Origin of the sequence: Candidatus Rhodoblastus alkanivorans, from assembly GCF_022760755.1 — a bacterium.
GTDB classification, from domain to species: Bacteria; Pseudomonadota; Alphaproteobacteria; order Rhizobiales; family Beijerinckiaceae; genus Rhodoblastus; species Rhodoblastus alkanivorans.
This window is the reverse complement of record NZ_JAIVFP010000001.1, coordinates 540,930-564,099: the sequence shown is the minus strand read 5'-3', so window position 1 is coordinate 564,099 and position 23,170 is coordinate 540,930. Positions and strand designations below refer to the sequence as shown.

Below are 23,170 nucleotides of genomic sequence, written 5' to 3'. Positions count from 1 at the left end.
CGATATTTGCGCCGCAAGCATTGGGGCATGTCGGTCTCACGATCCTTTCAGGGCGTCATTTCGTCGCACAGGTTTCGCTGCTGCCCTCACGGGTCAATGTCGCCTTCGTTCCCTTGATCCAAAATTCTACGCCCTTGTCAGCATAACGCCCCCCGTCGGAGGACATCACCTGCGGCAAGGAGATGGTCTCCCCGGTTGCGAAAGTCAGCGCGACGGTCCCCGTCCTGACGCCGGGCGGGGAAAAGCGGGCGATCAGTTTCGCGCGGCCGCTGCACGCGTAGCGAGCTTCGGTCGCGCCGGCCTGGCCGGCAAAGGCCAGAATCGCGAGGGCTCCCGCCAGGCGAAGGAGGTAACGAAATGGGACCATTTCATTCATCCAGTCATTCCTTGCCGCTGGATCGCCTGCAACATCATGACAGCGCTGCTGTGCTCGTCGGCATGCCTCGAACTTCAATCGCCAAAGCGCTGGGCAGCGTAATCGATGCCGGCTTGGCCGATGGCGTTCACCCAGTGACCGCCCTTGTCGGGCGCGGCCCGGCGAAGCGAACCAACGCGCACTGAAGCTGGGCCAAGGCCCGCTCCATATTGCCTTGATAAGCGATGGCGTCGCCGGTCGACGCTGCGAGCAGAGTCGCTGCGCCTGCGCTCGCCGCGGCCTGGCCGAGGAAATTGCGACGTGAAGCTTCATCTGTCGTCATCGATCCATTCCTTCCTGATGCATGAGGTCATGGCGCGCCGGCGGCAAGCCGGTTCTCGAGGAAAAATGCAATCAAGAGCCTGACGCGGCTACGGGCGCGTATTGCGTGACGGTTCGAGCGGCGTCAGCGATGGAAACAGGCCCCCGGCGTCCTTTGGGTAACCCGCCGCCGCCATGGCGCGGGCCTTGGCCTCGAAATAGGAGCGCGACCAGGTCAGACGCGCGCCCTGTTTCGATTGGCCGACCGTTTCCGCGATACTTTCGAGGCTGATCGGATGACCGGCGTTGCCCCAATTGCCTTCGGTTACCTCGTCGATCACGGTAAGGATGCTCCGGCCCGGTTCCGAGACGCCGGCGACCTCGGTGATCGCGGCGGCGACCCAGGCGTGAACCTCATTCTTGTGGGCAATGTTCATATAGCCCTCGGGAATCGAGATATGTACGAGGAATTTTCCGGGCGGCGAGACATAGTCGTCGCCAGCGCCGCCGCCGATCCACCAGTCCTCCTCGGCGAAGGCGGTGAAGAAGACCCAGGCGAAGCCACGGCCGCCAGGCGTGTCGGCGCCGCCCTCCATCTTTATCAACACATCGGTCAGTTTCTTTGCGAGAGCGGCCTTAGCCGGCTGATCAAGACTTCCCGCGGCGTATCGAACATCCATAATGGGCATGGTTGGGCTCCTTTGCGCAAAGAACGCGTGTCTTCTGTCCGGCCTGGTCGCGCTACGCAGCCTGGGGCTGTTCCTTTTCCCAGGCCCGGATGCGTTCGTCATCGACCATGGCGGTTTCAACGATTAGGACATCGGTGGTGTCGGCGACCTCGAATTCGAGTGTTTGCGCGCCCGAGACGCCGAGGCTGTCGCGGCGGCCAAGCACCGTGGCGCCGTACGTCAGCGATCCATCGACGACGAAAAAATAAACCCCATGTTCGGCCGAGCGGAGCGTATAGGCGAAAGCGCCTTTCCTGTCGGTGACCAGGCGCGAGACGCGCAGGTCCTGCGGGAAGGGCAAGGCGCCATCGGCGTCGCCGACGAGCTGAACGATCTGGTTGCGGCGTGTGCGCAGGTCGAAATGGCTGCGATGATAGGTTGGCGGCAGATAGAGCTGATTGGGCAGCGCCCAGAGATAGATCGCATTCATGTTCTCGGGGCTGATGCTCAACTCGCAATGCTTGCCGCCCGATCCGGCCGAGAAGACGTAGTAATCGCCTTGGCGCAACCGGTCGACCGTGCCTTCGCCCGCAGTGTTGATGTGGGTCAGCTCACCTTCCAGGACGAAGGCGCAGATCACAAAATTATGGTGCGGATGCATGTTGTAGCCGCAGCCGGCGCCGTGGAAGGTCTCATCGCCGAAGACGCGGATAGGACCGAAACCGGGGCGGCCGCCTTGATATTGATGGAAGTTGAAGCTGGACTCGCGGCTGATGAATGCGCCCGGATGTCCCGCCACATAGGACGACGTCGGCCCATCAGAGCTGATGACGTCGTGGCCGCGCTCGTTGGCGCGGAGAACGAAAGGCAGGGTCATGCTGCTGCTCCTGGTTTGTCGAGGCGCTGGTCAGGCGTTCTGGGCGAGTTGCGAGCCACCGGCGGCATAGCCGATGACCACCATTTCGAATTGCGCTTTCGGCGTGCCGCAATCCGGGCAGTTCCAGTTTTCGGGCACGTCGGCCCAGCGGGTCCCCGGCGCAATGCCGTGTTCCGGCAGGCCAAGGGCCTCGTCATAGGAAAATCCGCAGCCAAGGCAGAGCCAGCGTTTCAAGGGGTCTGACATCTTCATCTCCCACACGATAGGAACGCGCCAAATTGACGTAATTTTCTTTTCATTTCCATCCTGAAACTCCCGAAAATCGACCGCTTTCCGTATCAGCGAACCGGCGGTTCAGCGCGTCGTTTTCGATGAACCAGCATTAGGTCGGCGACGCCGGCTCCGCATCGCCAGAACTGGTGATGTGTCTGCATTCAAGCATATGGTAGAGGCCGAACGTTCAGTCGCGACGTGTTTGACGAGACCGTTTGAGCAGGCGCACGCGACGACTTTATCAGCGATTTTCGACACGAAAATGAGAACCAGCATGGGGGCGATCGTAATGGGTGCTGCATTTCTCGACCTTACCGTTTCGACATGCGAGACTGGTCCAGGAAGGACTATCGAAGATGACGCCGCCCTGATCCGAAAACTTCAGGAGATCGCGGGCCCATGGCACGTCTTGACCAGCCCCGATGCGACTCGTCGCTTCCGCACAGGCATCCGCTTCGGCAGCGGCCCGGTCGTGGCCGTGGTGCGCCCCGGCTCGCTCGTCGAGCAATGGCGGGTCTTCAAGACCTGTGTCGCGGCCAACAAGGTCGTCATCATGCAGGCGTCCAACACGGGCGTGACCGGCGGATCGACCCCCGACGGCGATGATTACGATCGCGGCGTGGTGCTGATCAACACCATGCGCATTGAAGGCCTGCACCTGATCAATGAGGGAACGCAGGTGGTGTGCCTGCCGGGATCGACATTGTTCCACCTCGAAAAAGCGCTGGACAAGATTGGACGCGCGCCACATTCCGTAATCGGCTCCTCCTGCATTGGCGCGTCCGTGTTCGGCGGCGTCTGCAACAATTCCGGCGGCGCGCTGATCCATCGCGGCCCTGCCTTCACCCAACTGGCGTTGTTCGCGCGCCTCGATGAGGCCGGCGATCTGCACCTTGTCAATCATCTCGGCATTGCGCTCGGCGACGACCCGGAAACGATCCTCGACAAGGTAGAAAAAGGCGAGTTCTCCCAGGCCGACATCGTCAACGACCCGTCGCGCGCCGCATCCGACCATGATTATGCGGATCACATCCGCGACGTGGAAGCGTCGACGCCTTCCCGCTTCAACGCCGATCCGCGTCGACTGTTCGAAGCCTCCGGCAGCGCCGGCAAGGTGATGCTCATGGCGGTCAGGCTCGACACTTTCCCCAAGGAGAGGGAGCAGGTCGTCTTCTATATCGGCTCGAACAACTCCTGGGAACTCGAAGGCCTCCGGCGGCATATACTGACGAAATTCAAGCATCTGCCGATCGAGGGCGAGTACATGCACCGCGCGTCTTTCGATTGCGCCGAGGAATATGGCAAGGACACGTTCCTGGTTATTCACTACCTCGGCACAGACATGATCCCGCGGCTGTTCGCCCTCCAGGCGGCGTTCGATAGTCTGTGCGGACGCGTAGGATTCCTGCCGCACAACTTCAGCGCCAAGATCCTGCAGGCGCTCAGCCGTTTCTTCCCGAAGCACCTGCCGAAGCGCATGACGGAATATCGGGATCGCTACGAGCACCATCTCCTGCTGAAAATGGGCGATGATGGGATCGACGAGGCGCGAAACTACCTGAAGGCGAACCTTCCTTCGAAAACCGGCAATTTTTTCGAGTGCACGGCTGACGAAGGCGACAAGGCGTTCCTGCATCGTTTTGCGGCGGCCGGCGCGGCGATCCGTTACCGTGCGGTGCATGAGCAAGAGGTGGAAGACATCGTGGCGCTGGACATTGCGCTGCGCCGCAACGACGAGGACTGGTTCGAGACGCTGCCGGCGGACATCGAAAAATCGCTGGTCCACAAGCTGTATTGCGGCCACTTTTTCTGTCACGTCTTTCATCAGGACTATATTGTGGCGAAGGGCGGCGACTGCCGGGAGATCGAGAAACGCATGTGGGAGTTGCTCGACCGGCGGGGCGCCGAATATCCCGCCGAGCACAATGTCGGACACCTTTATCACGCCAAGCCCGCATTGGCGTCGCACTACAAGGCGCTTGATCCCTGCAACGCGCTCAATCCCGGGATCGGCCGCACGACGAAATGCGCGCATTGGAAGCCCATGAACAGGGCGTCCAGGGCGTCGGAGATGCGCTGCGAAGGCTGATGGCGGCGCGCACCGTGAATCGAAGCACGATGGAGGAGACATCCGTGTCCGGAGATTTTGAACGAGAATTGACCAGGCGCGTCTGGACGGACGACGCGTTCGCCGAGCAGGTCGAGAGCGATCCCGCCGAAGCCCTAAGATCGATGGGCGTGGAGGTTCCGGCCGGCGTCAAGGTGAGAGTGGTGGCGCAGCGGCGCGATACCATCTACTTCACCATTCCCCCCGCCAGAGATCCGCAATCGCCGCCGCCGCCGGCCGTCCTCAACCAGATGGATCTTTGGTCCAGCAAGGGACTGTTCATCTGGCTCGTTCCTGTCGCCGCCAAATTCAAGCTCCTGGCTTTGCGCGACGCCGCCCGCAAAGAGGAAATTCGATCGTGAGCAACGCCGATTTCGTCGAGCAATATTACGAGCGCATCGCCACCGATCAGGATTATCGCGCCAGGCTGCTCGCGGACCCGGTCGCGGTCGTCTGCGAGGAGTTCGGCTATACTCCGGGCCCCGACCTGAAAATCGAGATCGTCGAGCAGGCCGACGACACGATCGTCATCATGGTCCCACCCAAGCCTGACGCGGGCCTGGACATGGAAAAAGAGCTGACCCGGGCGACCGAACAGGTTTTCGACCTGCTCTTTTCGTCGGGGGTCGGCGGCTTTTTCATCCCGGACGACACACAAAAGTGGATCTTGCGCGAGATAAGGCTGGCGTCCCAGAAGAAAACGGATTCTTAGCCAGCCAACAGCGAGCCCGCGCGGCCGCCCCCGCGCCACAAGGTCAAGCCTCAAGGCTTGAGCTGAACAAGAAGGGGATCAGCCGTTTTTCGCGTGCGGCTGCGCGCGCATGACGCGTTCATGGATCGCCAGGCAATGCGCCACAAGCTCCGGCCGTGACGAAACGAACTGCTTCAGCGGCGTGTCGATGTCGTAGAAATGGATATTGGCGATGAAGCCGTAAATCCCGGCGTCAATGCTGGTCGGCTCGCCGCCGTGAACGAAGCCGCCCTCGGCAATGAGACCGGCGAGGACGCCAAGATCGGCGAGGCCGCGCTCATAGGCAGCGTCCGGCTCATACCGGCCGATTCCCTGATAGAAATACCGCTGGAAATTATAGTCGCGCGCCCTGGCCAATCCTTCTTCGGTCAGGCTGGGATGTTCGCGCAGCAGCGCGGCGCGAAAAGCCGGCCAATAGCGCTCATCTTTCCAGCGCGAATAGGACATCACCCAATAGAGATCGTCGAGCAGGCGCGTCACGAGCAAGCTCAGGGCGCGCTGCCTTTCGCTCAAAGCGTGATCGATCGTGAGGCCATAGTTCCGCGTGAGATGGGCGACGATGGTCTCGCTGTCGCCGACGGTCTCGCCGTTATCGACAATATTGGGAAGCTGTCCGCGCGGCGCCGACGAGGCGTCAAACAGATGCTCATGCACGAAGGGCAGCCCGACGAGCCGCAGGAAAGCGAAAATCTTGAGGCCATAGCCATTATTGTCGGCCACGCCGAACAGCGTCGGATAGGAGTATAGAGTGATCGTCACGGCGAGGCTCCATCTTGCGTCGAGGGCGTGGTCTCAGGGCGTGGGCCAGGCGGTCGCTACCTCGATCAGTGTCGGTCGGCCGGCCCTGAGCGCGCGGGTGAAGGCGGCGGCGAAAGCGTCGTCGTCGTCGACCCGCTCCGCCTCCAGCCCATAGCCTTTGGCGATGGACACGAAGTCGATATCCGGCACGTCGAGGGCAGGCACGCCCTTCGCATTCAACACGCCGGCGAACCACCGCAGGGCGCCGTAAGTGCCGTTGCGCATGATGACGAACACCACCGGCACATTATGCTGCGCCGCCGTCCACAAGGCCGTGACGCTGTAATTGGCCGAGCCGTCGCCGATGACCGCTATGACCTGCCGTTCCGGCTCGGCGAGCTGGACACCCACCGCAGCCGGCATGGCAAAACCAAGGCCGCCCGCCGCCCCGAAATAATAGCTCCCCGGCTTCTCCCAGCGCAGCCGCTCCCACATGGCCTCGATGGTGGAAGTGGATTCATTGACATAGATGGCGTCCGGCGGGGCGAGTTCGTTCATCAGATCGAGCACGCGCTCGGCGGTCAGGGGCCTTGCGCCAGGCGCGCTCCGTGGCGGCGTCTCCCGCGGTTGCGGCGCCGCCCGCGCCGCCTCGCCCACCGCGTCGGCGAGCGCCGCGAGGATCAGGCCTACGTCGCCGACGACCGCGTCGCCCATGGGCGCGCGTGCCGCCTCGTCTGGGTCGCAGGTGACCTGAATCAGCTCGGCGCCAGGAGGCAACAGGGGGCCGGGCTCGTATTGGTGATAGCGGAACACCGGCGCGCCGGCGACCAGCACCAGATCATGCCCCTCCAGCAGCCGGGAAAGCGAGGCCATGCCGGCGGGCAGGAGGCCGCGGAAGTTCGGATGGGTGGTGGGGAAGGAGCAGCGCGGCGCCGAGGGGGCGACCCACACCGGCGCCTTCAACCTTTCGGCGAGGCGCACCGCATGCTCGTTCGCCCGCGCCGCGTCCACGTCAGGCCCCAGCACGACAACCGGATTGACGCTGCGGTCGAGGTGCGCGGCGAGCGCGGCCGTTGCGGCCGCGCTGAGGGCGCCGGCCGCGAAGACGGCGCGCTCCAGCAGCCGCAGCGATTCCGGCTCGGCGGGCTTGGACCAGTCGTCATAGGGGATGGAGAGATAGACCGGCCCGGCCGCCGGCAGGCTGGACAGGTGCAAGGCGCGGCTGAAGGCGAGCGGCGCGTCCTCGGCGCGCGCCGGCTCATAGGACCATTTCACCAGCGGCTTCGGCAGCGTGGTCGCGTCGATATTGGTCAGCAGCGGCTCGACGCCGATCATTGCGCGCGTCTGCTGTCCGGCCGTCACCACAAGCCGCGAATGCGAGTTCCAGGCATTGGCGAAACCGCCCATCGCGTTGCCAGTGCCGGCGGCGGAATGGAGATTGACTAGCGCAGTTCGGCCCGTGGCCTGGGCGTAGCCGTCGGCGATGCCGATAGCCACGCCCTCGTGCAGGGCGAGGATATAGCGGAAGTCGGACGGAAAATCCTGCAGGAAGGGCAGCTCGTTCGAGCCGGGATTGCCGAAGATCGTGGTGATGCCGTTACGGCGGAGCAAGTCGTAGGTCAGGTCGCGGATGGTCGCCATGCTGTGCCTCCAGAATAGCCACGGCGATCTCCGATGCGCCGTATTTTAGACGGATGCTCCACGGCGCAGCTTGCCATGGTTCGGTTCAGGAGTCTTGGTCGCAGCTACGCCAACCGTTCCCCTTCAGCAATTGGCGGCTGCGGTCGGCGGACACGTCGTCGCTGTCGGCCCCATTCGCCCCTGCGGCGGTCCGTCAGCCCACATTCCGGCGCGTGGCGTAGCCCGCCGGCAAATCCTCCGGCCCGCAGGCGATGACGCTCTCGTCATCCCGGCCGCAATCCTCCACGAAGGTGATCTCGGCAAATTCGTCGATGACGAGGATCGGATAAGTCGGCCCCGCGTCCCTGTATTGGCGCATCAGGTCGATCTTCTCGTTCTGGAGGCCGATGATCTTTTCGGGCTCCAGCTCGATCCAGCGCGGGAAGAAGGTCGCGCCATGGGCGAGGTTTTCGTTGAGGTTATAGGCGACGCTGACGCACGTTCCGGTCGGCTCGTTCCATGAGACCTTGTACACCCCATCGGCGAGACGGACGATATGGACCTCCTGTCCCTTGACCCATCGCCCATCGCCCTCCGACCATGCCGCCATGCACACGGTAGTCGATCGTGCGCTCGTTCTTGAAATACATCTCGTACAGCCAGCCATTGGCGTAGGTGTAGATGATGTGCTTGCCGACGAAGGAAGCGATTTCCGCGGGATTGGTGGATTCATACGGATCAGACATGATTGCCTCTCTTAGACCGCCGGGCGGCGCGTGCGCGTGTTCGGACGCATCGATTTCGATTGAACCGAGCCTAGCCAGACCGTCCCGGTCGCGCATCGTCACAACTGGTTATGCGGTCCCCTGCCGGCGGGCCCGGCGGAGGTTCCGACATTGGCGATCAGCCATTCCTCGACGCAGGCCGCGATATCAAGACTGTTCTTTTCCAGCATCATCATGTGGCCGTTGCCGTGGATGCCCCGCTCCGCCAAGCGGATGGATTCGGCTTCGACGCCCGCCTGATGAAGATAGGCCACCGTGCAGTGGTCAAACACCGCATGGTAAGACGCCTCCGACGTGACCACAGCCGTCGGAACGCCGGCGAGATGGACCAGCCGTCGCGCCGCCCCCTTCTGGAGCCAGCATCCGCCTTGCTGTTCAAACGCCAGCGGCGCTTCGGCGGTGACCGGCGGCTCATAGGTCAAGGGCAGGCTGGTCAAACCAAACTCGCGATCGAAGCCGCTGGGGAACAGCGAATCCTTGTAGGGTGGACCGGCCGGCTCCAGCGCGACGATGCCCTTGACCAGGCCGGGGCGCGCATCGGCGATCAGCCAACCAAACAATCCCGCCTGTGAATGCGTGATCAGCACCGCCGGACCGATGCGATCCAGCAGCGCGGCGCCCGCCGGCTGCATGAGGTTCTCGCTGTCCGGATTGGTCAGCGATGCGACCTGACTCGCATAGAACTGGTCGAACACCGGATCGCCAGCGCGCCCCTTGCCAGAGCCGCCGGGCCATTGCGTGTGCAGTTCAGCCTGCGGCCAGCCGGGATTGCGCTCGGGGGCAGTGAACAGGTTCTCGGTCTGGCTGACCGAGATCGACTTTAGCCCGCCATCCAGATCCGGCCGCCAGGCCGAGCGCCCGCGCGCAGGCTGATCCACCACGCAAACCTTCCAGCCGCGTTCCGCAAACCACGGCGCCCAGCCCTGACGCCCATCCGGCGTTGTGATCCAGCCGACTCCCGTCTGCGCCGCGCCATGGATGAACACCAGCGGCCATGGGTGCCGGAGGTCGCCCGGGGTCAGCATCTCGACATGCATCTGTCCATGCATGACCTGCGCGTCAGCGGGACCCGCATAGGCGCCACCGACGAAGAAGCGCTCCCATCGCATGCTTGCCACGATTCAGGCTCCTCGACCTTGCAGGGACGACAGGAAAGCTAGGCCCCACGCCTTCGGCTCACATCCTCAGAAGTGAGGATGACCGGTCGCCGGTCTGATGGGAAGTCAGACGCCGGATCTTCGGCGACTTGCCGCCGCTTTGGGAAGGACCATCGTCATGTCAACGATCGAACCTGAGACCTGGCCCGGAACGCTGGCCGGCGCCACCGCGCCATCCGTCCCCGCGCCGCGATGGAAGCAGGCCCTGTGGGCGGCTTACCTGGGCTGGACGCTGGATGCGTTCGACTTGGTCACGTCCGTCAAGGTGGTGGAAATTGTGGGGCGGTCGTTGCGCCTCTTCTCAGGCTGCGATTTTTGGCGGCGCGGCGGCTTCGTCGGCGAGGCCGGCCATCGTCTCCAGGCTCATGTAGCGATGCTGTAATTGCCACGCATCATTTTGTTCGAGCAGGATGGCTGTAGATTCCTGACGAAGGCGCCCCCCAATTCCTGGATGATGGCGCCCCCCGTGACGGAATGATCCCGCCCCCATTCCGAGATGATGGCGCCCCCAATTACGAGATGATCCCGCCCGGGTGATTTCGTGAAGGACGGGGGCCGCCGCTGGCATGTTCAAGTCGCTCTTTTGGCGATCCAAGGGAGCAATCGATGCCAGCGGAGCGAATTTCCATGCGCCAGGCGCGCGCAATCATTCGACTGAAATTTTCTTCTTTCTCGGCGCACGAAATCGCCCGGCGGCTCGGCATGGCGCGTTCGACGGTGCGCGAGATGCTGCAAAGAGCCGAAAGCGCGGGGCTTTCCTGGACGCAGGCGGAAGGCATGAGCGACATCGCATTGGAAGGCGCTCTCTACGCCAATCGCCGCAGCAGGCGGGGGCATCGGCGTGTCGCCGAGCCGGATTGGGTGATCGTCCATCGCGAGTTGAAACGCAAGCACGTCACCCTGACGATTCTTTGGGACGAATATATCGCCGTCAATCCGGGCGGCTACAGCTACTCGCGGTTTTGCGACCTCTACCGGGGCTTTGCGAAGACGCTATCGGTGACAATGCGGCAGACCTATGCCGCCGGCGAGCGGCTGTTTGTCGATTACGCCGGCGACACCGTGCCCGTCGTGATCGATCGTCTGACCGGAGAAGTTCGCGAGGCTCAGGTCTTTGTCGCCGTTCTCGGCGCGTCGAGCTTCACGTTCGCCTGCGCCGGCTGGACGCAGGCGCTGCCGGATTGGATCGACGCCCATGTCCGCGCTTTCTCGGCGATTGGCGGCGCCCCCCGAACTCCTCGTTCCGGACAACACGAAGACGGCGGTCATCAAGGCCTGCTTCTACGATCCCGACGTCAACCGAACCTACACTGAGATGGCGACCCACTACTCAACCGCCATTCTGCCGACGCGGCCCTACAAGCCGCGCGACAAGGCCAAGGTCGAGCGGGCGGTGCTGATCGTCGAGCGCTGGCTCCTGGGGCGGCTGCGGCGGCGCACCTTTACAGCCTGGCCGAACTGAACGCCGCCATCGTCGAAATGATGAGGCAACTCAATGACGAACGGGCGATCCGGCGCCTTGGCGTCACCCGACGGCAATTGCTGGAGGACGTCGATCGACCGGCGCTCAAGTCCTTGCCGGTCGAACCTTACGAGTTCGCGCAATGGAAAACCTGCCGCGTCGGCGTCGACTACCATGTCGAAGTCTCCAGCCATTATTACTCGGTTCCCCACCGCTTCGCCCGCGCCGAGGTCGAAGCCCGGATCACCGTCAGGACGGTGGAGATATTCCTCCGGGGCGAGCGGATCGCCGCCCATCTTCGCATGAGCGGCAATCACGGCCACACCACCGTGGCCGACCACATGCCTTCCAGCCATCGCCGCTACAAGAACTGGACGATCGACAAAATCCGCGCCGACGCCAAGCGGATCGGGCCGACGACGGCGGCCTTGTGCGAGCAGATCATCGAGCGTCGCCCCCATCCCGAACAGGGCTTCCGCGCCTGCCTGGGCATCGTTCGCCTGGCGAACTCCTATGGAGACGAGCGCGTCGAGGCGGCGGCCGAGCGCGCCATCGCCATCGGAGCGCGCACCTATTCCTCCGTCAAATCCATCCTCGACAAGAAGCTTGATCGTCGGCCCGCCGAAAAGCGCGCCGCGGAGGCGCCGACGATCCTGCACGCCAACATCCGCGGCCCGCGCTACTACAATTAGGAGAGAAGCTTTTGCTCAAACATCCAACCCTCGACCAACTCCACACCCTCGGCCTGCACGGCATGGCCAAGGCCTTCGTCGAAGTCGCGGCGTCCGATGAGGCCGGCGGCCTCAGTCATCCGGAATGGCTGGGCCTTTTGCTCGATCGCGAGGCCTCCCTGCGCCAGGACAAGCGACTGGCCGCACGGCTGCGCGTCGCGAAATTGCGCCAGCAGGCCTGCGTTGAAGACATTGATTATCGCAGCCCGCGCGGCCTCGACCGCGCCATGATGCAAAAACTCATCAACGGCGGCTGGATCGACGCCCACGACAATCTGGCCCTGATCGGTCCGACCGGGGTCGGCAAAAGTTGGCTCGCCTCGGCGCTTGGCCATAAGGCTTGCCGGGATAATAAGTCCGTCATTTATCAGCGGGTCCCCCGGCTGTTCGAGGAACTCGCCCTGGCGCGCGGCGACGGTCGCCATGCACGCCTGCTGCGCTCGCTCGGGCGCGCCGATCTCCTGGTGCTGGACGACTGGGGGCTTGAACCGCTCGACGCCGCGGCGCGCCATGACCTTCTGGAAATCCTCGAAGAGCGCTATGGCCGCAAATCCACCCTCGTCACTTCGCAGCTTCCCGTCGATCGCTGGCATGAAATCATCGGGGATCCGACTTATGCCGACGCCATCCTCGACCGACTGGTCCACAACGCCCACCGCATCGAACTGACCGGAGAAAGCATGCGGCGCGCTCGCGCCAAGAGCACGATCGCCTCTTGACCAGGCGCCGTCTCAGGCGCCAAGAAATTGTCAGCCAGCAAGCCCCACGACCCGGGCGCCATCATCCCGTTACCGGGGGGCGCCATCATCCAGGAATCGATGGGCGCCATTATCTCGTAATTGCCGGGCGCCTTCGTCGGAATCGACAAGGATGGCGCCGAGGAGCCGCCTGATCGAAGTTTCGTTGGGGAAAATGCCGACCACGTTGGCGCGCCGTTTCACCTCCTTGTTGAGGCGCTCGATCGGGTTGGTGGAATGCAGCTTCGGCCAATGCGCGCGGGGAAACGCCATGAAGGCGAGCACGTCGGCCTCGGCGGCGTCCAGCATATCGGCCAGCCGCGAAAATCGCGCCCGCAACTGGTCGGCGACCTGGCGCCAGGTCCGTGACGCAGCGGCCTGATCCTCCTGGGCAAAGACGGAGCGGATCGCCGCCGACACCATGCCATGATGCGCTTTGGAAACATGAGCGAGCGCATTGCGCATGAAGTGCACCCGGCAACGCTGCCAACTCGCCTTGAAGACTTGGGCGATAGCCGCTTTCAGGCCTTCATGCGCATCGGAGATGACCAGCTTGACGCCCTTGAGGCCGCGGCTTTCCAGCGAGCGCAGGAAGCCGAGCCAAAACACCGCCGCCTCCGACGGCCCCAGCCCGAGCCCAATGATCTCACGCCGCCCTTCGCCGTTCACCGCTGTGGCTATTATTGCGGCGACCGAGACGATCCGGCCGTTCTCGCGCACTTTCAGATAGGTCGCGTCGAGCCAAAGATAGGGCCACTCGCCTTCGAGCTTGCGATCAAGGAACGAGTTCACCCGCTCGTCGATGTCCTCGCAGAGCTTCGACACCTGGCTTTTCGAGATGCCCGACATGCCCATCGCCTGAACGAGATCGTCGACCTTGCGTGTCGAAACGCCCTGGATCCAGGCCTCCTGAATGACGGCGACAAGCGCGCGCTCGGCGGTCTTGCGCGGTTCGAGGAAGCCAGGAAAATAGCTGCCCTTGCGCAGCTTCGGGATTTTGAGTTCCAGCGTGCCGAGCCGGGTGTCGAGTTCGCGCGGGCGATAGCCGTTGCGCTGCGTCGTGCGCACATCTGAACGCTCGTAGCGTCCGGCGCCGATCAGGTTGTCGACGTCAAAATCCATCAGCTTCTGCAACACCGCTTCGGCGAGGTCCTTCAGGAGGTCCTCCCCGCCGCGCTCGCGCAGTTGATGAAGAAATGCCATTGTGTCGTCGGTCATCATGTCCTCGTTTCGGTGGGGTCAAGCTTCAGCAACTCGACCATAACCGAAGAGGGCGCGGTGACCGCCCCGGCCCCCCGGCGGGCTCCGCTAAGCGGAGCTCCGCCCGCCGGCTTCACTCAGAAATCTCCACCACCTTCGTGGACGCTACCGAGGGCGTTCCGGTCAGCAATTGCGAAAAGGTCAATCAGGATTCGGCGCTTGATATAACAAAAAGCGGCTTCGCGTCGGCAATGAGCGCTTTCGGCAGCATGCGCAATACCTGTTCTTCGAACGGCAAGTGAGGAAAATAGCGCGCGACAAGGACTGCAACAGCTTTGGCCTGTTCGCCATCGCGCCGGCGTTTGATCGGATCGCGATCGGTACGCCGTGACAGCCAGAATTTATGTACGGCGAATATGCGCGGGTCCGAAGTTACAATGCGCAAGGGTTCGCCCTTCTCGTCGATCGCCGTCGTTTCAAAGGCTGGCGCGCTTTCGTGCCAAGCCAGTCCGGCAATTTCAACAGCGTTGAGATCGTCAGGATCCTCACCGATCCTGGCCTCGTCGCGCGTCCAGGGCGGGTCGCGAAGGGGCTTGATCAGATCGACGAGATAACCGTGCTTGTTGACGGCGCGAAAATCTTGGCTGGACCGCACAAAAGATTTGTCGACGCGCTGGAGGATACGCAGCAGCGAGGCGTTTGGCATATCCTCGCTTGCGGCAAAGGACAGCCTGGCGCGCGAATCCAGCAAAAGATCTACATCTTCCGTTGTGGTCATGCTCGCGTCGAAATGCACACCAGCTGCGGCCTCATAGGCGTAGAGCGCATGAGTTCCGAGGACGCGTATGCCCGTCCCCATAAGTCCATGGTCTTCCAGCACCCGCATGATGCGCGCGCCGAGTAGCGGCACACGCCCCAGTCCAAGCGCGCGGTTGACAGCCGCCTGCCTTTCCATGACGGGCTTCAGTTCTAGGAGGCGTTGCGAGGCCTCATCACGCGCGCGTTCGAAATTTTCTTTCATCTTCTCGGTTTCGGCCGAGCGCGGACCAAGCGAACTCTGCCGACGTACGCCATGTCGATCATAGGCGACGCGCATCAGATAGGAATGGCCTTTGGTCTCCGACCAAACTGTTGTAGCCCCTTAAGTTTCGGACAGACACTCTCCGGCTTCGGCGGCCAAGCGATCCGCGATGAACTCGCGGGGTGAACGATAGCCAAGCGCGCGATGCGGATGGCGTGTGTTGTAATGCTCGAACCACGACGGCAGCAAGCGGATCACGGTTTCGGCGTCCGGCAGTGGCGACACGCGCGCGTAATCGCGTTTGATCGTGCGGACGAAGGCTTCGGCCATTCCATTCGATTGGGGGCTTTCGACCGGCGTGGTCAGCGGCTCAAGGCCGATTTCGCGGGCAAAATGTTTCGTGTCGCCAGCGATGTAGCAAGACCCGTTGTCGGTCAGCCATTCGATCGGGCTGGGCAGGCGATTGACCGGGCCAAAGCGATATTCGACGGCGCTGACCATCAGGTCGCGGATGTCCTCGCCCTTGACGCCCGCCGTCGTGGCGACATGGCCGAGGGCTTCCCGGTCGCAGCAATCAAGCGCGAAGGCGACGCGGACTTTTTCGGCATTGTCGCAAGCGATCTCGAAGCCGTCGGAACACCAACGCAGGTTGGAGCGCAGAACGGCGATCTTGCCGTCATGCCGGCGGTTTTCGCCGCCGCCGGCATGACGTTGAAGCAACAGGCCGTGCGCCCTCATCACCCGATAAACCCGCTTGCGGTTGACCGGCGCCGCGCCCTCGGCGCGTCTTTTGCGGCGCAGGTCGGCCCACACGCGGGCGTAGCCCCAGGACGGCTGTTCGGCGATGATCCCCTTGATCTCGCAGAGCAGATCGTCTTCCGGCAGGGGCGGTCGGCCCATGCGTTTGGCCGCGCCGCCGGCAATGCGCGCGGCGACATTCGAGCGGGCGACGCCGAGGGTTTCGCAGACGGCCTTCATCGCGAACCGTCCCGTGGATTGAGCGTCGGCAGCGACAACGACCGCAACATCCGTTTTTTTGAGCCTACGGCGACTTCAAGCGCCTCTTTGAGGATTTCGGCCTCCATCGACTTCTTGCCGAGCAGGCGCTGCAGTTCGCGCACCTGGTCGACCAAAGCCCTGTAGGCGGACGCCGGAACGACGTCCTCCTCGGCCTGCGTCGCGGTCAGGGCGCCTTGGTTCGCCAGCCGCCGCCAGGTGAACAGCTGATTGGGGGCGATGCCGTGACGGCGCGCGACAAGGCTAACCGTCATGCCCGGCTCCATCGTCTCGGCAATGATCGCCAATTTCTCCGCCGACGTGCGCCGACGCCGTCGTTCTCGGCCCGGCAGGACCTCACTCTTCGGATTGTCACCAGTCATAAACACCACATTACTCCTACCTCTTAGCGAAGTGGGAGTGCCTGTCCGGCGACTTACGGGGCTATTTCAATGAAGCGCCTGATGGAATCTTGTTGGCGGCCGTGCCTACCGATCTGATTCAGGGAGTGTTGATTGGTACATTCCGAACGATCGATGGGGATCGGAGGAATACTTTCAAGCGCGGTGCCGACAGCTTCCCGCAGATCGATCGGGACTGCTTCGTAATTGAGGGCGGCAATCTCCAGCGATTCATGGGTATCCTTGGTGCTGGATTCACGGCGGGCGAACGCCTCAAGCTCGGCACTTTCGTCGCCGATCGCACCGCTGAGGCGATCGCCAGCGGCGACAAGTTTTTCCAGCGTCATGCCGCGATCCTCGGCAGCACGGGCTCCGGCAAGAGCTGGGCGGTCGCGCTTATCCTCGAACGGGCTGCGAAGCTGAAATTTCCTAACATCATCGTATTCGACATGCACGGCGAATACGCGCCGCTTGCCAACAAGGCTGCTGGAGGCTTCGCCGAACGGTTCCGAATTGCGGGGCCGGGTGATCTGGAGAAGCCCGGCGACGACACGCTGTTCTTGCCTTATTGGCTGCTCAACCGCGATGAAATGCTGTCGATGATCCTCGACCGTAGCGATCAGAATGCGCCCAATCAGGCATCACGATTCACGCTGCATGTGCGTTCACTGAAAGGTCAGACTTTGGATTCCGAAAGCAAAACAGGCATCAAAAAGACTTACACTGTCGATTCGCCGATTCCATACGATGTAAAAAAATTGGTTGGACTTTTGAATGCGGACAATACGACAAAAGGAGTCGGAAAAACCGGACCAGTGAAAGGTGAATGGGAGGACAAGCTGACTCGCTTCCTATCCCGTCTCGAAGCGAAGCTGGATGATCGTCGCTACGGATTCATGTTCGCGCCGCCACCCCCTGCGATGAAATACGACTGGCTGGCTTCACAGGTCCTCAAGCTGCTACGGTCGGGTGATGGAACAGGAATAAAGGTCATCGATTTCTCGGAGGTTCCGGCTGACGTTCTTCCTGTCGTCACGGGTACACTGGCCCGGTTGCTCTATGATGTGCAGTTCTGGATGGGTGCGGAATCGAGGACTCCGGTTACGCTCCTATGTGATGAGGCTCACCTTTATCTTCCCGTTCGCGACGACGCGGAATGCAGTGCAGCGCCAAGCGCTCGGTTCGTTCGAGCGCATCGCGAAGGAAGGCCGCAAGTACGGATTCTCGCTTCTTGTGGTCAGCCAGCGCCCGTCGGATGTCAGCAGAACGATCCTCAGCCAGTGCAACAACTTCCTAGCACTGCGTCTGACAAACGAGACAGATCAAGGCGTCATCAAGCGATTAATGCCGGACTCTCTCGCGGGCTTGACCAGCATCTTGCCGCTGCTCGATACCGGCGAGGCACTATTGTTGGGCGACGCGGTTCTTTTGCCGACGCGAATCAAGCTCGACGTTCCCAAACTTCCGCCCGACAGCGCCACGCGAGATTTCTGGAAGGAATGGGGGGCCTCCAAACCTGACGAGGCAGCCATCGCTTCGGCGATTGAATGCTTGCGAGGACAGACACGTAATGGCTAACCGGGTTGGCATTTGGCACTTTCGCTATTGAGCCAAGTGCTATCACACTCGTATTCGTGCAGGAGTCGCAAAGCCGGAGACGCGGAGATCCTCATCCCCGGCTCGGCGGATTTCAGGCGGCGCGATCAAGCAACTTCTTGGCCTTGGCCTCCATGTCGAGGCGGACGTCCTGATGCGGCTTGTCGCGCGCGACGGCCGTAATGCCTTGCACGAAATCAAAGATGCTCTCGGGCGGACGGCCTTCCTCGGCGAGCACCGCGTCGATGATCTTGCCCGTCTCCGCCCTGGAGAAGCCGCGCCGGCGCAGAAAGTCGGTGCAATCCTCGTCGGTGCGGGCAACGATCCGCTCGCGCGCCGCCTTGATGCCGTTGATAAAGGGCATGGGCGAAGAATTGGCGAAGTTGAGCAGCGCCGGAGCCGCCTCATGGGCGAAGCGCGAAGCGGCATATTTGCTGTGGCGGATGGTGATTTCCTCGAAATCCTCGACACCCCAGAGGTTTCGATTCTGGCACACGGCGCGCAGATAAAAGCTCGCTATGCCGAGCGTCTTGGCGCCGACCTCCGAGTTCCACGCATAGAATCCTCGGAAGAACAGGTCGGGCGAGCCGTCCGGCAGGCGCCCGGCCTCGATGGGGTTCAGATCGTCGACGAGAAAGAGGAATACGTCGCGGTCGCTGGCATAGAGCGTAGTCGTGTCCTTCGAGATGTCGACGCGCGGATTGTAAAGGCCCGTCGACCAGTCGAGCACACCCGGCACTTTCCAGCGCGTGTCGCCCGTACCGTTGCCGGCGATGCGCTGCACTGCCTCGACCAGTTCGTGATCGTAGATGCGGCCATAGTCCGGGCCGGTGACTGCGCGCAGTTCAACGCGGCCGCCATCCGTTTCCAGCGTCTTGATCTGCTCCGCACGATGCGAGGTCAGGCCATATTGCAGATTGATTCCGGCCAGCGCTGCCGGAAGCTGGCGCAGATAGGCGGCGGGCGCCCCGACCTGGCTCGCCAGCTGGCCGAAGCTCCAGTGCGTCGGCGCAACGGGCGCCTCGGCGCCGGGAAGGATCAGCGACAGCCGCTCGGGATCGTTCCGGTTTGCCTCGACATGGATCAGCGCGGTTTCCACCACGCGAGTCCGGCTGCGTTCCGCCCGGCCGCGCACTGAGCGGGCCAACTCGCCGAGCGACAGGAACCGCTCATCGTCGGGCCGCGAGAACCATTCCGACGAAACACGGCCGACGCGCTCGCCGCGCGTGACATCCACCTTGTAGCCACCGCTGAGATCGCGGCGGGCGTCGAGAATCTGCATGTTCATGGGAAAAACCTCCATGACGGTCGCCGAAAGCCTCTCTCTCGGCACTCAACCCGTCACGGAAACCCGATCCGCACTCTATCCTTTCGGGGGGCGTTGCGGGGGGCCTCCCCGCAGAAGGGGTCGGCAGAGATCAAGGCTCGGCCGCAGGGGAAAGCTTTCCCCTCCCGGTCGACAAGCGCGATTCGTCTCCAACATCGAGGGCGGCATTCCGCGGCCTACATGTTTCCAGATTGGGAACGGAGATGGCGTCGCCGAAGGCGAAAATCACACCCTTGCCTACGATGGTGCTAGCCTTATCGGTGGTAGCTCGGTGGTATCTCAGCATAAAAGCAAAGGCGGCGGCTAAAAAGCCGCCGTGCCAACCCTTTGATTTTCTGATTAAAACTGGAGCGGGCGAAGGGATTCGAACCCTCGACCCCAACCTTGGCAAGGTTGTGCTCTACCCCTGAGCTACACCCGCATCCGTGGGACGACGCGAGCCGCGTCGTGGGGGCTATATGCCGTAAAGCCTGCGACATTGCAACGGGGGCCGGCGATCTTTTTCGCGAATCCGTCATCCGACGAAAAATTGCTCGTCTCTTGCGGCAAAACCGCCCAAACGGTTGCGAAAGCGACGCCAAGCCGCCATTTTAGCGCTGAAACGCGCCCGTGGGCGCCGGGAAGAACAGGACGCCCGATGCAGCCAGTCGATCAGAAAACTCAAATCCCCGCCGCCGCCGGGGCGGACGTTCTCGACGTGAGCCTCCAGAACTTTCGCGCCGAAGTCATGGAAGAATCGATGCGCCGCCTGGTGCTGGTCGATTTCTGGGCGCCTTGGTGCGGTCCGTGCAAGCAGCTCACGCCAGTGCTCGAAAAGGTCGTAGCGGCGCGGCGCGGCGCGGTTCGGCTGGCCAAGATGAATATCGACGCCAATCCGGAAATCGCCCAGAAGATGGGAATTCAATCGATCCCGGCGGTGGTCGCGTTCCACAACGGCCAGATGCTGGACGCCTTCATGGGCGCCCTGCCGGAGGGCGAGGTCAAGGCCTTTATTGATCGCTGCATCGGTCCTGCCGCCGAGGACCCGGAAGCCCTGTTCGTCGAGGCGCAGGCCCTGCTTGAAGCCGGCGAGCTCGATTCGGCGGAAGGCGTTTTCGCCCGGATCCTGACGAGCGCGCCGGACCATGCCGGCGCGCTGGCCGGCCTCGCGCGAATTGCGATCGCACGCGGCGCGCTCGACGAGGCCAAGGCGCTGCTCGACGCCGTCCCGGCCAAACAGAACAGTTCGCCGGCGGTGGCCGCGGCGCGCGCCGCATTGGCGCTTCAGGAGCAGGCGGGCGCGGTCGGGGACCTGGCTTATCTGCTGGCGCGGGTCGAAAACGCGCCGACCGACCATCAGGCGCGCTACGACCTCGCCGTCGCCCTTAACGCGGCGGGCCGGCGCGAGGCGGCGGCGCAGGAATTGCTCAACATTATCAAGCGCGAACGCGGCTGGAACGACGACGCGGCGCGAAAATTGCTGCTCCAGCTGTTCGACAGCTGGGGACCGCTCGACCCGACCACGCGCTCGGCGCGAAGGCAATTGTCGGCGCTTCTGTTTTCCTGATTGGACCCGCCATGGCGATGAACAAGACCTATTCAGGACCGTCCGACCTGCCGGAGACGATTCCGCTCTTTCCGCTGGCGGGCGCGGTCCTTTTGCCGGGCGGCCAGCTGCCGTTGAACATTTTCGAGCCCCGCTATCTCGCCATGTTCGACGACGCCATGCGCGGCGAGCGGATCATCGGCATGATCCAGCCGATGGAAGGCGCCGACGCCCCGTCCGGGGCGCGGCCGCCGCTGCGCGCGATCGGGGCCGCCGGCCGCATCACCCAATTATCGGAGACCGGCGACGGGCGTTATTTCGTCATATTGAGCGGCATTTCGCGCTTTCGCATTGTGTCCGAGGTCGATACGGACAAGCCCTACCGGGAAGCCTGGGTGGATTTCGGCGCCTTTCCTGAAGATTTCGTCTCTGACAATTCCGTGCCGGCGAAACAGAGAGCGGCGCTCAACGAAGTCGCCTTCGACCTTGCCCAGGCGCTACGGCTCGAGATCGCGCGCAACGACGTCGAATCCATGCCCGACGCCGACATGATCTCGGTTTTCGCGATGATCGGCCCCTTCGATCATGCGGAGAAACAGGCCTTGCTGGAGGCGCCCGGGCTGCTGGCGCGCGCCGACCTGCTGCTGGCGCTCGGCGAAGTGGCGCTGTCGCGCGCCCTCAAGGCCACCAAACCCCTGCAGTGAAAGGACCGCGCATGAACGACCCGACGGCCAAGCCGGAAGGCGCCCCGAAATCGGCCGCAGAGGCTGCGGGAGTCGATCCGCGCCTGCTCGAAATCCTGGTCTGCCCGCTGACCAAAACCACTCTGCGCTACGACCGCGAACGCAACGAACTGGTCTCGCTCGCCGCCCATCTCGCCTATCCGATCCGCGACGGCATTCCGATCATGCTCCCAGAGGAGGCGCGAAGGATCGAGGAGTGACGCCGCCGTTTTAGGCGGGCCGCCCAAGCGGAAGGCGCGACTATTTGACAGGCCGGAGAGACGGCGCCAACGTCTTGTGCAAATTGGCGATGAATGGCACAGAAGAATGTCACATTCCTGTGAGTCCGTTTTTTCTGTGGCAAGAAAATGAAACTCATCACCGCCATCATCAAGCCCTTCAAGCTCGACGACGTCCGCGAACAGCTGTCCGCTCTGGGCGTCGAGGGCATGACCGTCACCGAAGCCAAGGGCTACGGCCGCCAAAAGGGCCATGCGGAAATCTATCGCGGCGCGGAATATTTCGTTACTTTCCTGCCGAAGCTGCGCCTGGACATGGTCGTTCGCGACGCCATGGTCGATAAGGTCATCACGGCCGTTCGCGAGGCGACCAATACCGGCCATATTGGCGACGGCAAGATCTTCGTCAGCCCCGTCGAGCAGGCCGTCCGCATCCGCACCGGCGAGACCGGCGGCGACGCGCTGTAAAGCCAAGATTTGCGGCGGCGAGTCGCGGCGGCGCTTGACCCGGCCCGGAAAAAGCGTTCCAATCTAAACCGTTCCCGCCCTTCGCGGCCGCGACGCGCGGGTTTCTCTCGCGCCGAGCCCAGAATGTCGAAGGCGATTACCGATCTTCTCGAAATTCTCGACCTGGAGAGGATCGAGGAGAACCTGTTTCGGGGGCGCAGCCCTCAAGTCGGCTGGCAGCGCGTCTTCGGTGGACTGGTCATCGCCCAGGCGTTGGTCGCGGCGCAACGCACCGTAGAAAAAGCGGTCGCCCATTCGCTGCATGCCTATTTTCTGCTCGGCGGCGACCCGGCGACGCCGATCGTCTATCAGGTCGAGCGCCTGCGCGACGGGCGCAGCTTTTCGACCCGGCGCTGCCAGGCGATCCAGCACGGCAGGATCATCTTCACCCTGGCCGCCTCGTTTCACAATCCCGAGTCGGGCGGTCTCGATCACGCCTTTGCGCCGCCCGACGCGCCTCCGCCCGAGGATTTGCCGGACGAAGGCGAATTCCTCGCCCGTTTCGGGGAATTCATGCCGGAGCCGGTGCGCCGCTATTTCCAGCGCGAGCGGCCGATCGAGATGCGCCCGGTCGAAGCCGGCCGCTATATCTCCCGCGGCGCCGAGGCCGATCCGCAGCAAAAGGTCTGGGTCCGAACCTCGGCGGCCCTGCCCGACGACCCTGCTATCCATCGCGCCGCCCTCGCTTATCTTTCCGACATGACCCTGCTCGACACGTCGCTGATCCGCCATGGCCGATCCGTATTCCATCCCGGCATCCAGGCGGCGAGCCTTGACCACGCTTTGTGGCTGCACCGACCGTTTCGCGCCGACGAATGGATGCTTTATGTGCAGGACAGTCCCAACGCCTCCGGAGCTTTGGGTTTCAGCCGAGGCGCCCTCTATTCGCGCAGCGGCGCGCTGATCGCCTCCGTCGCGCAGGAAGGCCTGATCCGGTTGAAGACGGCGCCGGGCCCGAACTTTGCCCAATTATGATTATTTTTTAGGCATAAATTTGCATCTTCCGACTCGCGGCGCCTATTTTTCGGCGCCTTGCCGCATTGACGCGCGGGTT

24 protein-coding genes, 1 tRNA gene and 2 pseudogenes are annotated in these 23,170 nt (G+C 62.9%); 12 read left to right on the top strand and 15 right to left on the bottom strand.

All coding sequences use genetic code 11. The features are described from left to right. Nucleotides 1–55: 55 nt before the first annotated feature. The 5 genes from K2U94_RS02625 to K2U94_RS02605 all read right to left on the bottom strand — a co-directional run bounded on the left by K2U94_RS02625 (nt 56) and on the right by K2U94_RS02605 (nt 2,467). The gene (locus tag K2U94_RS02625; protein WP_243065721.1) at nt 56–454 is read right to left on the bottom strand and encodes an MliC family protein; all 399 of its coding nucleotides are present in this window, start codon (nt 452–454) and stop codon (nt 56–58) included. Nucleotides 455–503: 49 nt separating this feature from the next. Further along, a complete protein-coding gene (locus tag K2U94_RS02620; protein ID WP_243065720.1) occupies nt 504–698 on the bottom strand; it encodes a twin-arginine translocation signal domain-containing protein in 195 nt (64 codons plus the stop codon). An 88-nt stretch (nt 699–786) separates the two neighbouring features. Then, entirely contained in the window at nt 787–1,365 is a 579-nt protein-coding gene (locus K2U94_RS02615; protein WP_243065719.1) for a tautomerase family protein, read from the bottom strand. Nucleotides 1,366–1,417: 52 nt separating this feature from the next. Next, nucleotides 1,418–2,221, bottom strand: a complete 804-nt coding sequence (locus K2U94_RS02610) for a pirin family protein (protein WP_243065718.1) — start codon at nt 2,219–2,221, stop codon at nt 1,418–1,420. Between the two features lie 30 nt (nt 2,222–2,251). After that, entirely contained in the window at nt 2,252–2,467 is a 216-nt protein-coding gene (locus K2U94_RS02605; RefSeq protein ID WP_243065717.1) for a rubredoxin, read from the bottom strand. 178 nt (nt 2,468–2,645) lie between these two features. Here K2U94_RS02605 and dld point away from each other — a divergent pair, with 178 nt between their 5' ends. The 3 genes from dld to K2U94_RS02590 are packed head-to-tail and all read left to right on the top strand — an operon-like array spanning nt 2,646 to nt 5,313. Then, nucleotides 2,646–4,583 carry a D-lactate dehydrogenase gene (gene dld, locus K2U94_RS02600; RefSeq protein WP_336606147.1) on the top strand — a complete coding sequence of 646 codons (1,938 nt, stop codon included), beginning with the start codon at nt 2,646–2,648 and terminating at the stop codon, nt 4,581–4,583. Further along, on the top strand, nt 4,583–4,963 hold the full coding sequence (locus tag K2U94_RS02595; protein WP_243065716.1) for a hypothetical protein: 381 nt from the start codon (nt 4,583–4,585) through the stop codon (nt 4,961–4,963). The genes dld and K2U94_RS02595 overlap by 1 nt, the downstream gene beginning before the upstream one ends. Beyond that, nucleotides 4,960–5,313: a nitrile hydratase subunit alpha gene (locus tag K2U94_RS02590; RefSeq protein WP_243065715.1), complete on the top strand. Its 354-nt coding sequence runs from the start codon at nt 4,960–4,962 to the stop codon at nt 5,311–5,313. The genes K2U94_RS02595 and K2U94_RS02590 overlap by 4 nt, the downstream gene beginning before the upstream one ends. 78 nt (nt 5,314–5,391) lie before the next feature. Here the strand turns inward: K2U94_RS02590 and K2U94_RS02585 are convergent, their stop codons facing one another. The 5 genes and pseudogenes from K2U94_RS02585 to K2U94_RS02570 form a co-directional block, all read right to left on the bottom strand. Further along, the gene (locus K2U94_RS02585; protein WP_243065714.1) at nt 5,392–6,111 is read right to left on the bottom strand and encodes a glutathione S-transferase family protein; all 720 of its coding nucleotides are present in this window, start codon (nt 6,109–6,111) and stop codon (nt 5,392–5,394) included. Between the two features lie 33 nt (nt 6,112–6,144). Then, entirely contained in the window at nt 6,145–7,731 is a 1,587-nt protein-coding gene (gene mdlC, locus K2U94_RS02580) for a benzoylformate decarboxylase (protein WP_243065713.1), read from the bottom strand. A gap of 193 nt (nt 7,732–7,924) precedes the next feature. After that, on the bottom strand, nt 7,925–8,320 hold the full coding sequence (locus K2U94_RS02575) for a phenolic acid decarboxylase (RefSeq protein WP_252393659.1): 396 nt from the start codon (nt 8,318–8,320) through the stop codon (nt 7,925–7,927). 37 nt (nt 8,321–8,357) lie between these two features. Continuing rightward, nucleotides 8,358–8,456, bottom strand: a pseudogene (locus tag K2U94_RS20400) (phenolic acid decarboxylase); the annotation flags it as partial. Between the two features lie 98 nt (nt 8,457–8,554). Beyond that, the gene (locus K2U94_RS02570) at nt 8,555–9,604 is read right to left on the bottom strand and encodes an alpha/beta hydrolase (RefSeq protein WP_243065712.1); all 1,050 of its coding nucleotides are present in this window, start codon (nt 9,602–9,604) and stop codon (nt 8,555–8,557) included. Nucleotides 9,605–9,770: 166 nt separating this feature from the next. On the opposite strand from K2U94_RS02570, the gene K2U94_RS02565 reads away from it, so the two are divergent. The 3 genes and pseudogenes from K2U94_RS02565 to istB all read left to right on the top strand — a co-directional run bounded on the left by K2U94_RS02565 (nt 9,771) and on the right by istB (nt 12,564). Next, the gene (locus tag K2U94_RS02565) at nt 9,771–10,034 is read left to right on the top strand and encodes a hypothetical protein (RefSeq protein ID WP_243065711.1); all 264 of its coding nucleotides are present in this window, start codon (nt 9,771–9,773) and stop codon (nt 10,032–10,034) included. Between the two features lie 245 nt (nt 10,035–10,279). Continuing rightward, a pseudogene (gene istA, locus K2U94_RS02560) lies at nt 10,280–11,806 on the top strand (IS21 family transposase). 11 nt (nt 11,807–11,817) lie between these two features. After that, complete coding sequence (istB, locus tag K2U94_RS02555) at nt 11,818–12,564, top strand: IS21-like element helper ATPase IstB (RefSeq protein ID WP_243065710.1); 747 nt, start codon at nt 11,818–11,820, stop codon at nt 12,562–12,564. Nucleotides 12,565–12,633: 69 nt separating this feature from the next. On the opposite strand, the gene K2U94_RS02550 is transcribed toward istB, so the two are convergent. The 3 genes from K2U94_RS02550 to K2U94_RS02540 all read right to left on the bottom strand — a co-directional run bounded on the left by K2U94_RS02550 (nt 12,634) and on the right by K2U94_RS02540 (nt 16,182). Then, the gene (locus tag K2U94_RS02550) at nt 12,634–13,800 is read right to left on the bottom strand and encodes an IS256 family transposase (protein WP_243065709.1); all 1,167 of its coding nucleotides are present in this window, start codon (nt 13,798–13,800) and stop codon (nt 12,634–12,636) included. A gap of 187 nt (nt 13,801–13,987) precedes the next feature. Continuing rightward, nucleotides 13,988–14,878, bottom strand: a complete 891-nt coding sequence (locus K2U94_RS02545; RefSeq protein ID WP_243065708.1) for a GSU2403 family nucleotidyltransferase fold protein — start codon at nt 14,876–14,878, stop codon at nt 13,988–13,990. A gap of 45 nt (nt 14,879–14,923) precedes the next feature. After that, nucleotides 14,924–16,182, bottom strand: a protein-coding gene (locus K2U94_RS02540) for an IS3 family transposase (RefSeq protein WP_243065398.1) whose coding sequence is annotated in 2 segments (ribosomal slippage) — nt 14,924–15,843 and nt 15,843–16,182 — 1,260 coding nt in all. Because the reading frame shifts where the segments join, the coding sequence is not laid out codon by codon here. A gap of 101 nt (nt 16,183–16,283) precedes the next feature. Between K2U94_RS02540 and K2U94_RS02535 the strand changes: the two genes are divergently transcribed. Beyond that, nucleotides 16,284–17,720 (top strand): ATP-binding protein, encoded by a 1,437-nt coding sequence (locus K2U94_RS02535; RefSeq protein WP_243068790.1) that lies wholly within the window; start codon nt 16,284–16,286, stop codon nt 17,718–17,720. 170 nt (nt 17,721–17,890) lie between these two features. On the opposite strand, the gene K2U94_RS02530 is transcribed toward K2U94_RS02535, so the two are convergent. Together K2U94_RS02530 and K2U94_RS02525 are read right to left on the bottom strand one after the other, a co-directional pair. After that, nucleotides 17,891–19,084, bottom strand: a complete 1,194-nt coding sequence (locus K2U94_RS02530; protein WP_243068789.1) for a DUF932 domain-containing protein — start codon at nt 19,082–19,084, stop codon at nt 17,891–17,893. Between the two features lie 385 nt (nt 19,085–19,469). Then, nucleotides 19,470–19,544: transfer RNA gene (locus tag K2U94_RS02525), tRNA-Gly, on the bottom strand. Nucleotides 19,545–19,760: 216 nt separating this feature from the next. Between K2U94_RS02525 and trxA the strand changes: the two genes are divergently transcribed. The 5 genes from trxA to tesB all read left to right on the top strand — a co-directional run bounded on the left by trxA (nt 19,761) and on the right by tesB (nt 23,091). Further along, a complete protein-coding gene (gene trxA / locus K2U94_RS02520) occupies nt 19,761–20,669 on the top strand; it encodes a thioredoxin (RefSeq protein ID WP_243065707.1) in 909 nt (302 codons plus the stop codon). A gap of 11 nt (nt 20,670–20,680) precedes the next feature. After that, complete coding sequence (locus tag K2U94_RS02515; RefSeq protein WP_243065706.1) at nt 20,681–21,352, top strand: LON peptidase substrate-binding domain-containing protein; 672 nt, start codon at nt 20,681–20,683, stop codon at nt 21,350–21,352. A gap of 11 nt (nt 21,353–21,363) precedes the next feature. Then, the gene (locus K2U94_RS02510) at nt 21,364–21,591 is read left to right on the top strand and encodes a Trm112 family protein (RefSeq protein ID WP_243065705.1); all 228 of its coding nucleotides are present in this window, start codon (nt 21,364–21,366) and stop codon (nt 21,589–21,591) included. 147 nt (nt 21,592–21,738) lie between these two features. Beyond that, a complete protein-coding gene (locus K2U94_RS02505) occupies nt 21,739–22,077 on the top strand; it encodes a P-II family nitrogen regulator (protein WP_243065704.1) in 339 nt (112 codons plus the stop codon). Nucleotides 22,078–22,200: 123 nt separating this feature from the next. Then, the gene (gene tesB, locus K2U94_RS02500) at nt 22,201–23,091 is read left to right on the top strand and encodes an acyl-CoA thioesterase II (protein ID WP_243065703.1); all 891 of its coding nucleotides are present in this window, start codon (nt 22,201–22,203) and stop codon (nt 23,089–23,091) included. Nucleotides 23,092–23,170: the final 79 nt, after the last annotated feature.

Coding starts and splice junctions, on each gene's coding strand:
- K2U94_RS02620 (WP_243065720.1), bottom strand. CDS start 698: ATGACGACAGATGAAGCTTCACGTCGCAATTTCCTCGGCCAGGCCGCG.
- K2U94_RS02615 (WP_243065719.1), bottom strand. CDS start 1,365: ATGCCCATTATGGATGTTCGATACGCCGCGGGAAGTCTTGATCAGCCG.
- K2U94_RS02610 (WP_243065718.1), bottom strand. CDS start 2,221: ATGACCCTGCCTTTCGTTCTCCGCGCCAACGAGCGCGGCCACGACGTC.
- K2U94_RS02605 (WP_243065717.1), bottom strand. CDS start 2,467: ATGTCAGACCCCTTGAAACGCTGGCTCTGCCTTGGCTGCGGATTTTCC.
- K2U94_RS02595 (WP_243065716.1), top strand. CDS start 4,583: ATGGCGGCGCGCACCGTGAATCGAAGCACGATGGAGGAGACATCCGTG.
- mdlC (WP_243065713.1), bottom strand. CDS start 7,731: ATGGCGACCATCCGCGACCTGACCTACGACTTGCTCCGCCGTAACGGC.
- K2U94_RS02575 (WP_252393659.1), bottom strand. CDS start 8,320: ATGGCGGCATGGTCGGAGGGCGATGGGCGATGGGTCAAGGGACAGGAG.
- K2U94_RS02570 (WP_243065712.1), bottom strand. CDS start 9,604: ATGCGATGGGAGCGCTTCTTCGTCGGTGGCGCCTATGCGGGTCCCGCT.
- K2U94_RS02565 (WP_243065711.1), top strand. CDS start 9,771: ATGTCAACGATCGAACCTGAGACCTGGCCCGGAACGCTGGCCGGCGCC.
- K2U94_RS02550 (WP_243065709.1), bottom strand. CDS start 13,800: ATGACCGACGACACAATGGCATTTCTTCATCAACTGCGCGAGCGCGGC.
- K2U94_RS02545 (WP_243065708.1), bottom strand. CDS start 14,878: ATGCGCGTCGCCTATGATCGACATGGCGTACGTCGGCAGAGTTCGCTT.
- K2U94_RS02530 (WP_243068789.1), bottom strand. CDS start 19,084: ATGAACATGCAGATTCTCGACGCCCGCCGCGATCTCAGCGGTGGCTAC.
- trxA (WP_243065707.1), top strand. CDS start 19,761: ATGCAGCCAGTCGATCAGAAAACTCAAATCCCCGCCGCCGCCGGGGCG.
- K2U94_RS02515 (WP_243065706.1), top strand. CDS start 20,681: ATGGCGATGAACAAGACCTATTCAGGACCGTCCGACCTGCCGGAGACG.
- K2U94_RS02510 (WP_243065705.1), top strand. CDS start 21,364: ATGAACGACCCGACGGCCAAGCCGGAAGGCGCCCCGAAATCGGCCGCA.
- K2U94_RS02505 (WP_243065704.1), top strand. CDS start 21,739: ATGAAACTCATCACCGCCATCATCAAGCCCTTCAAGCTCGACGACGTC.
- tesB (WP_243065703.1), top strand. CDS start 22,201: ATGTCGAAGGCGATTACCGATCTTCTCGAAATTCTCGACCTGGAGAGG.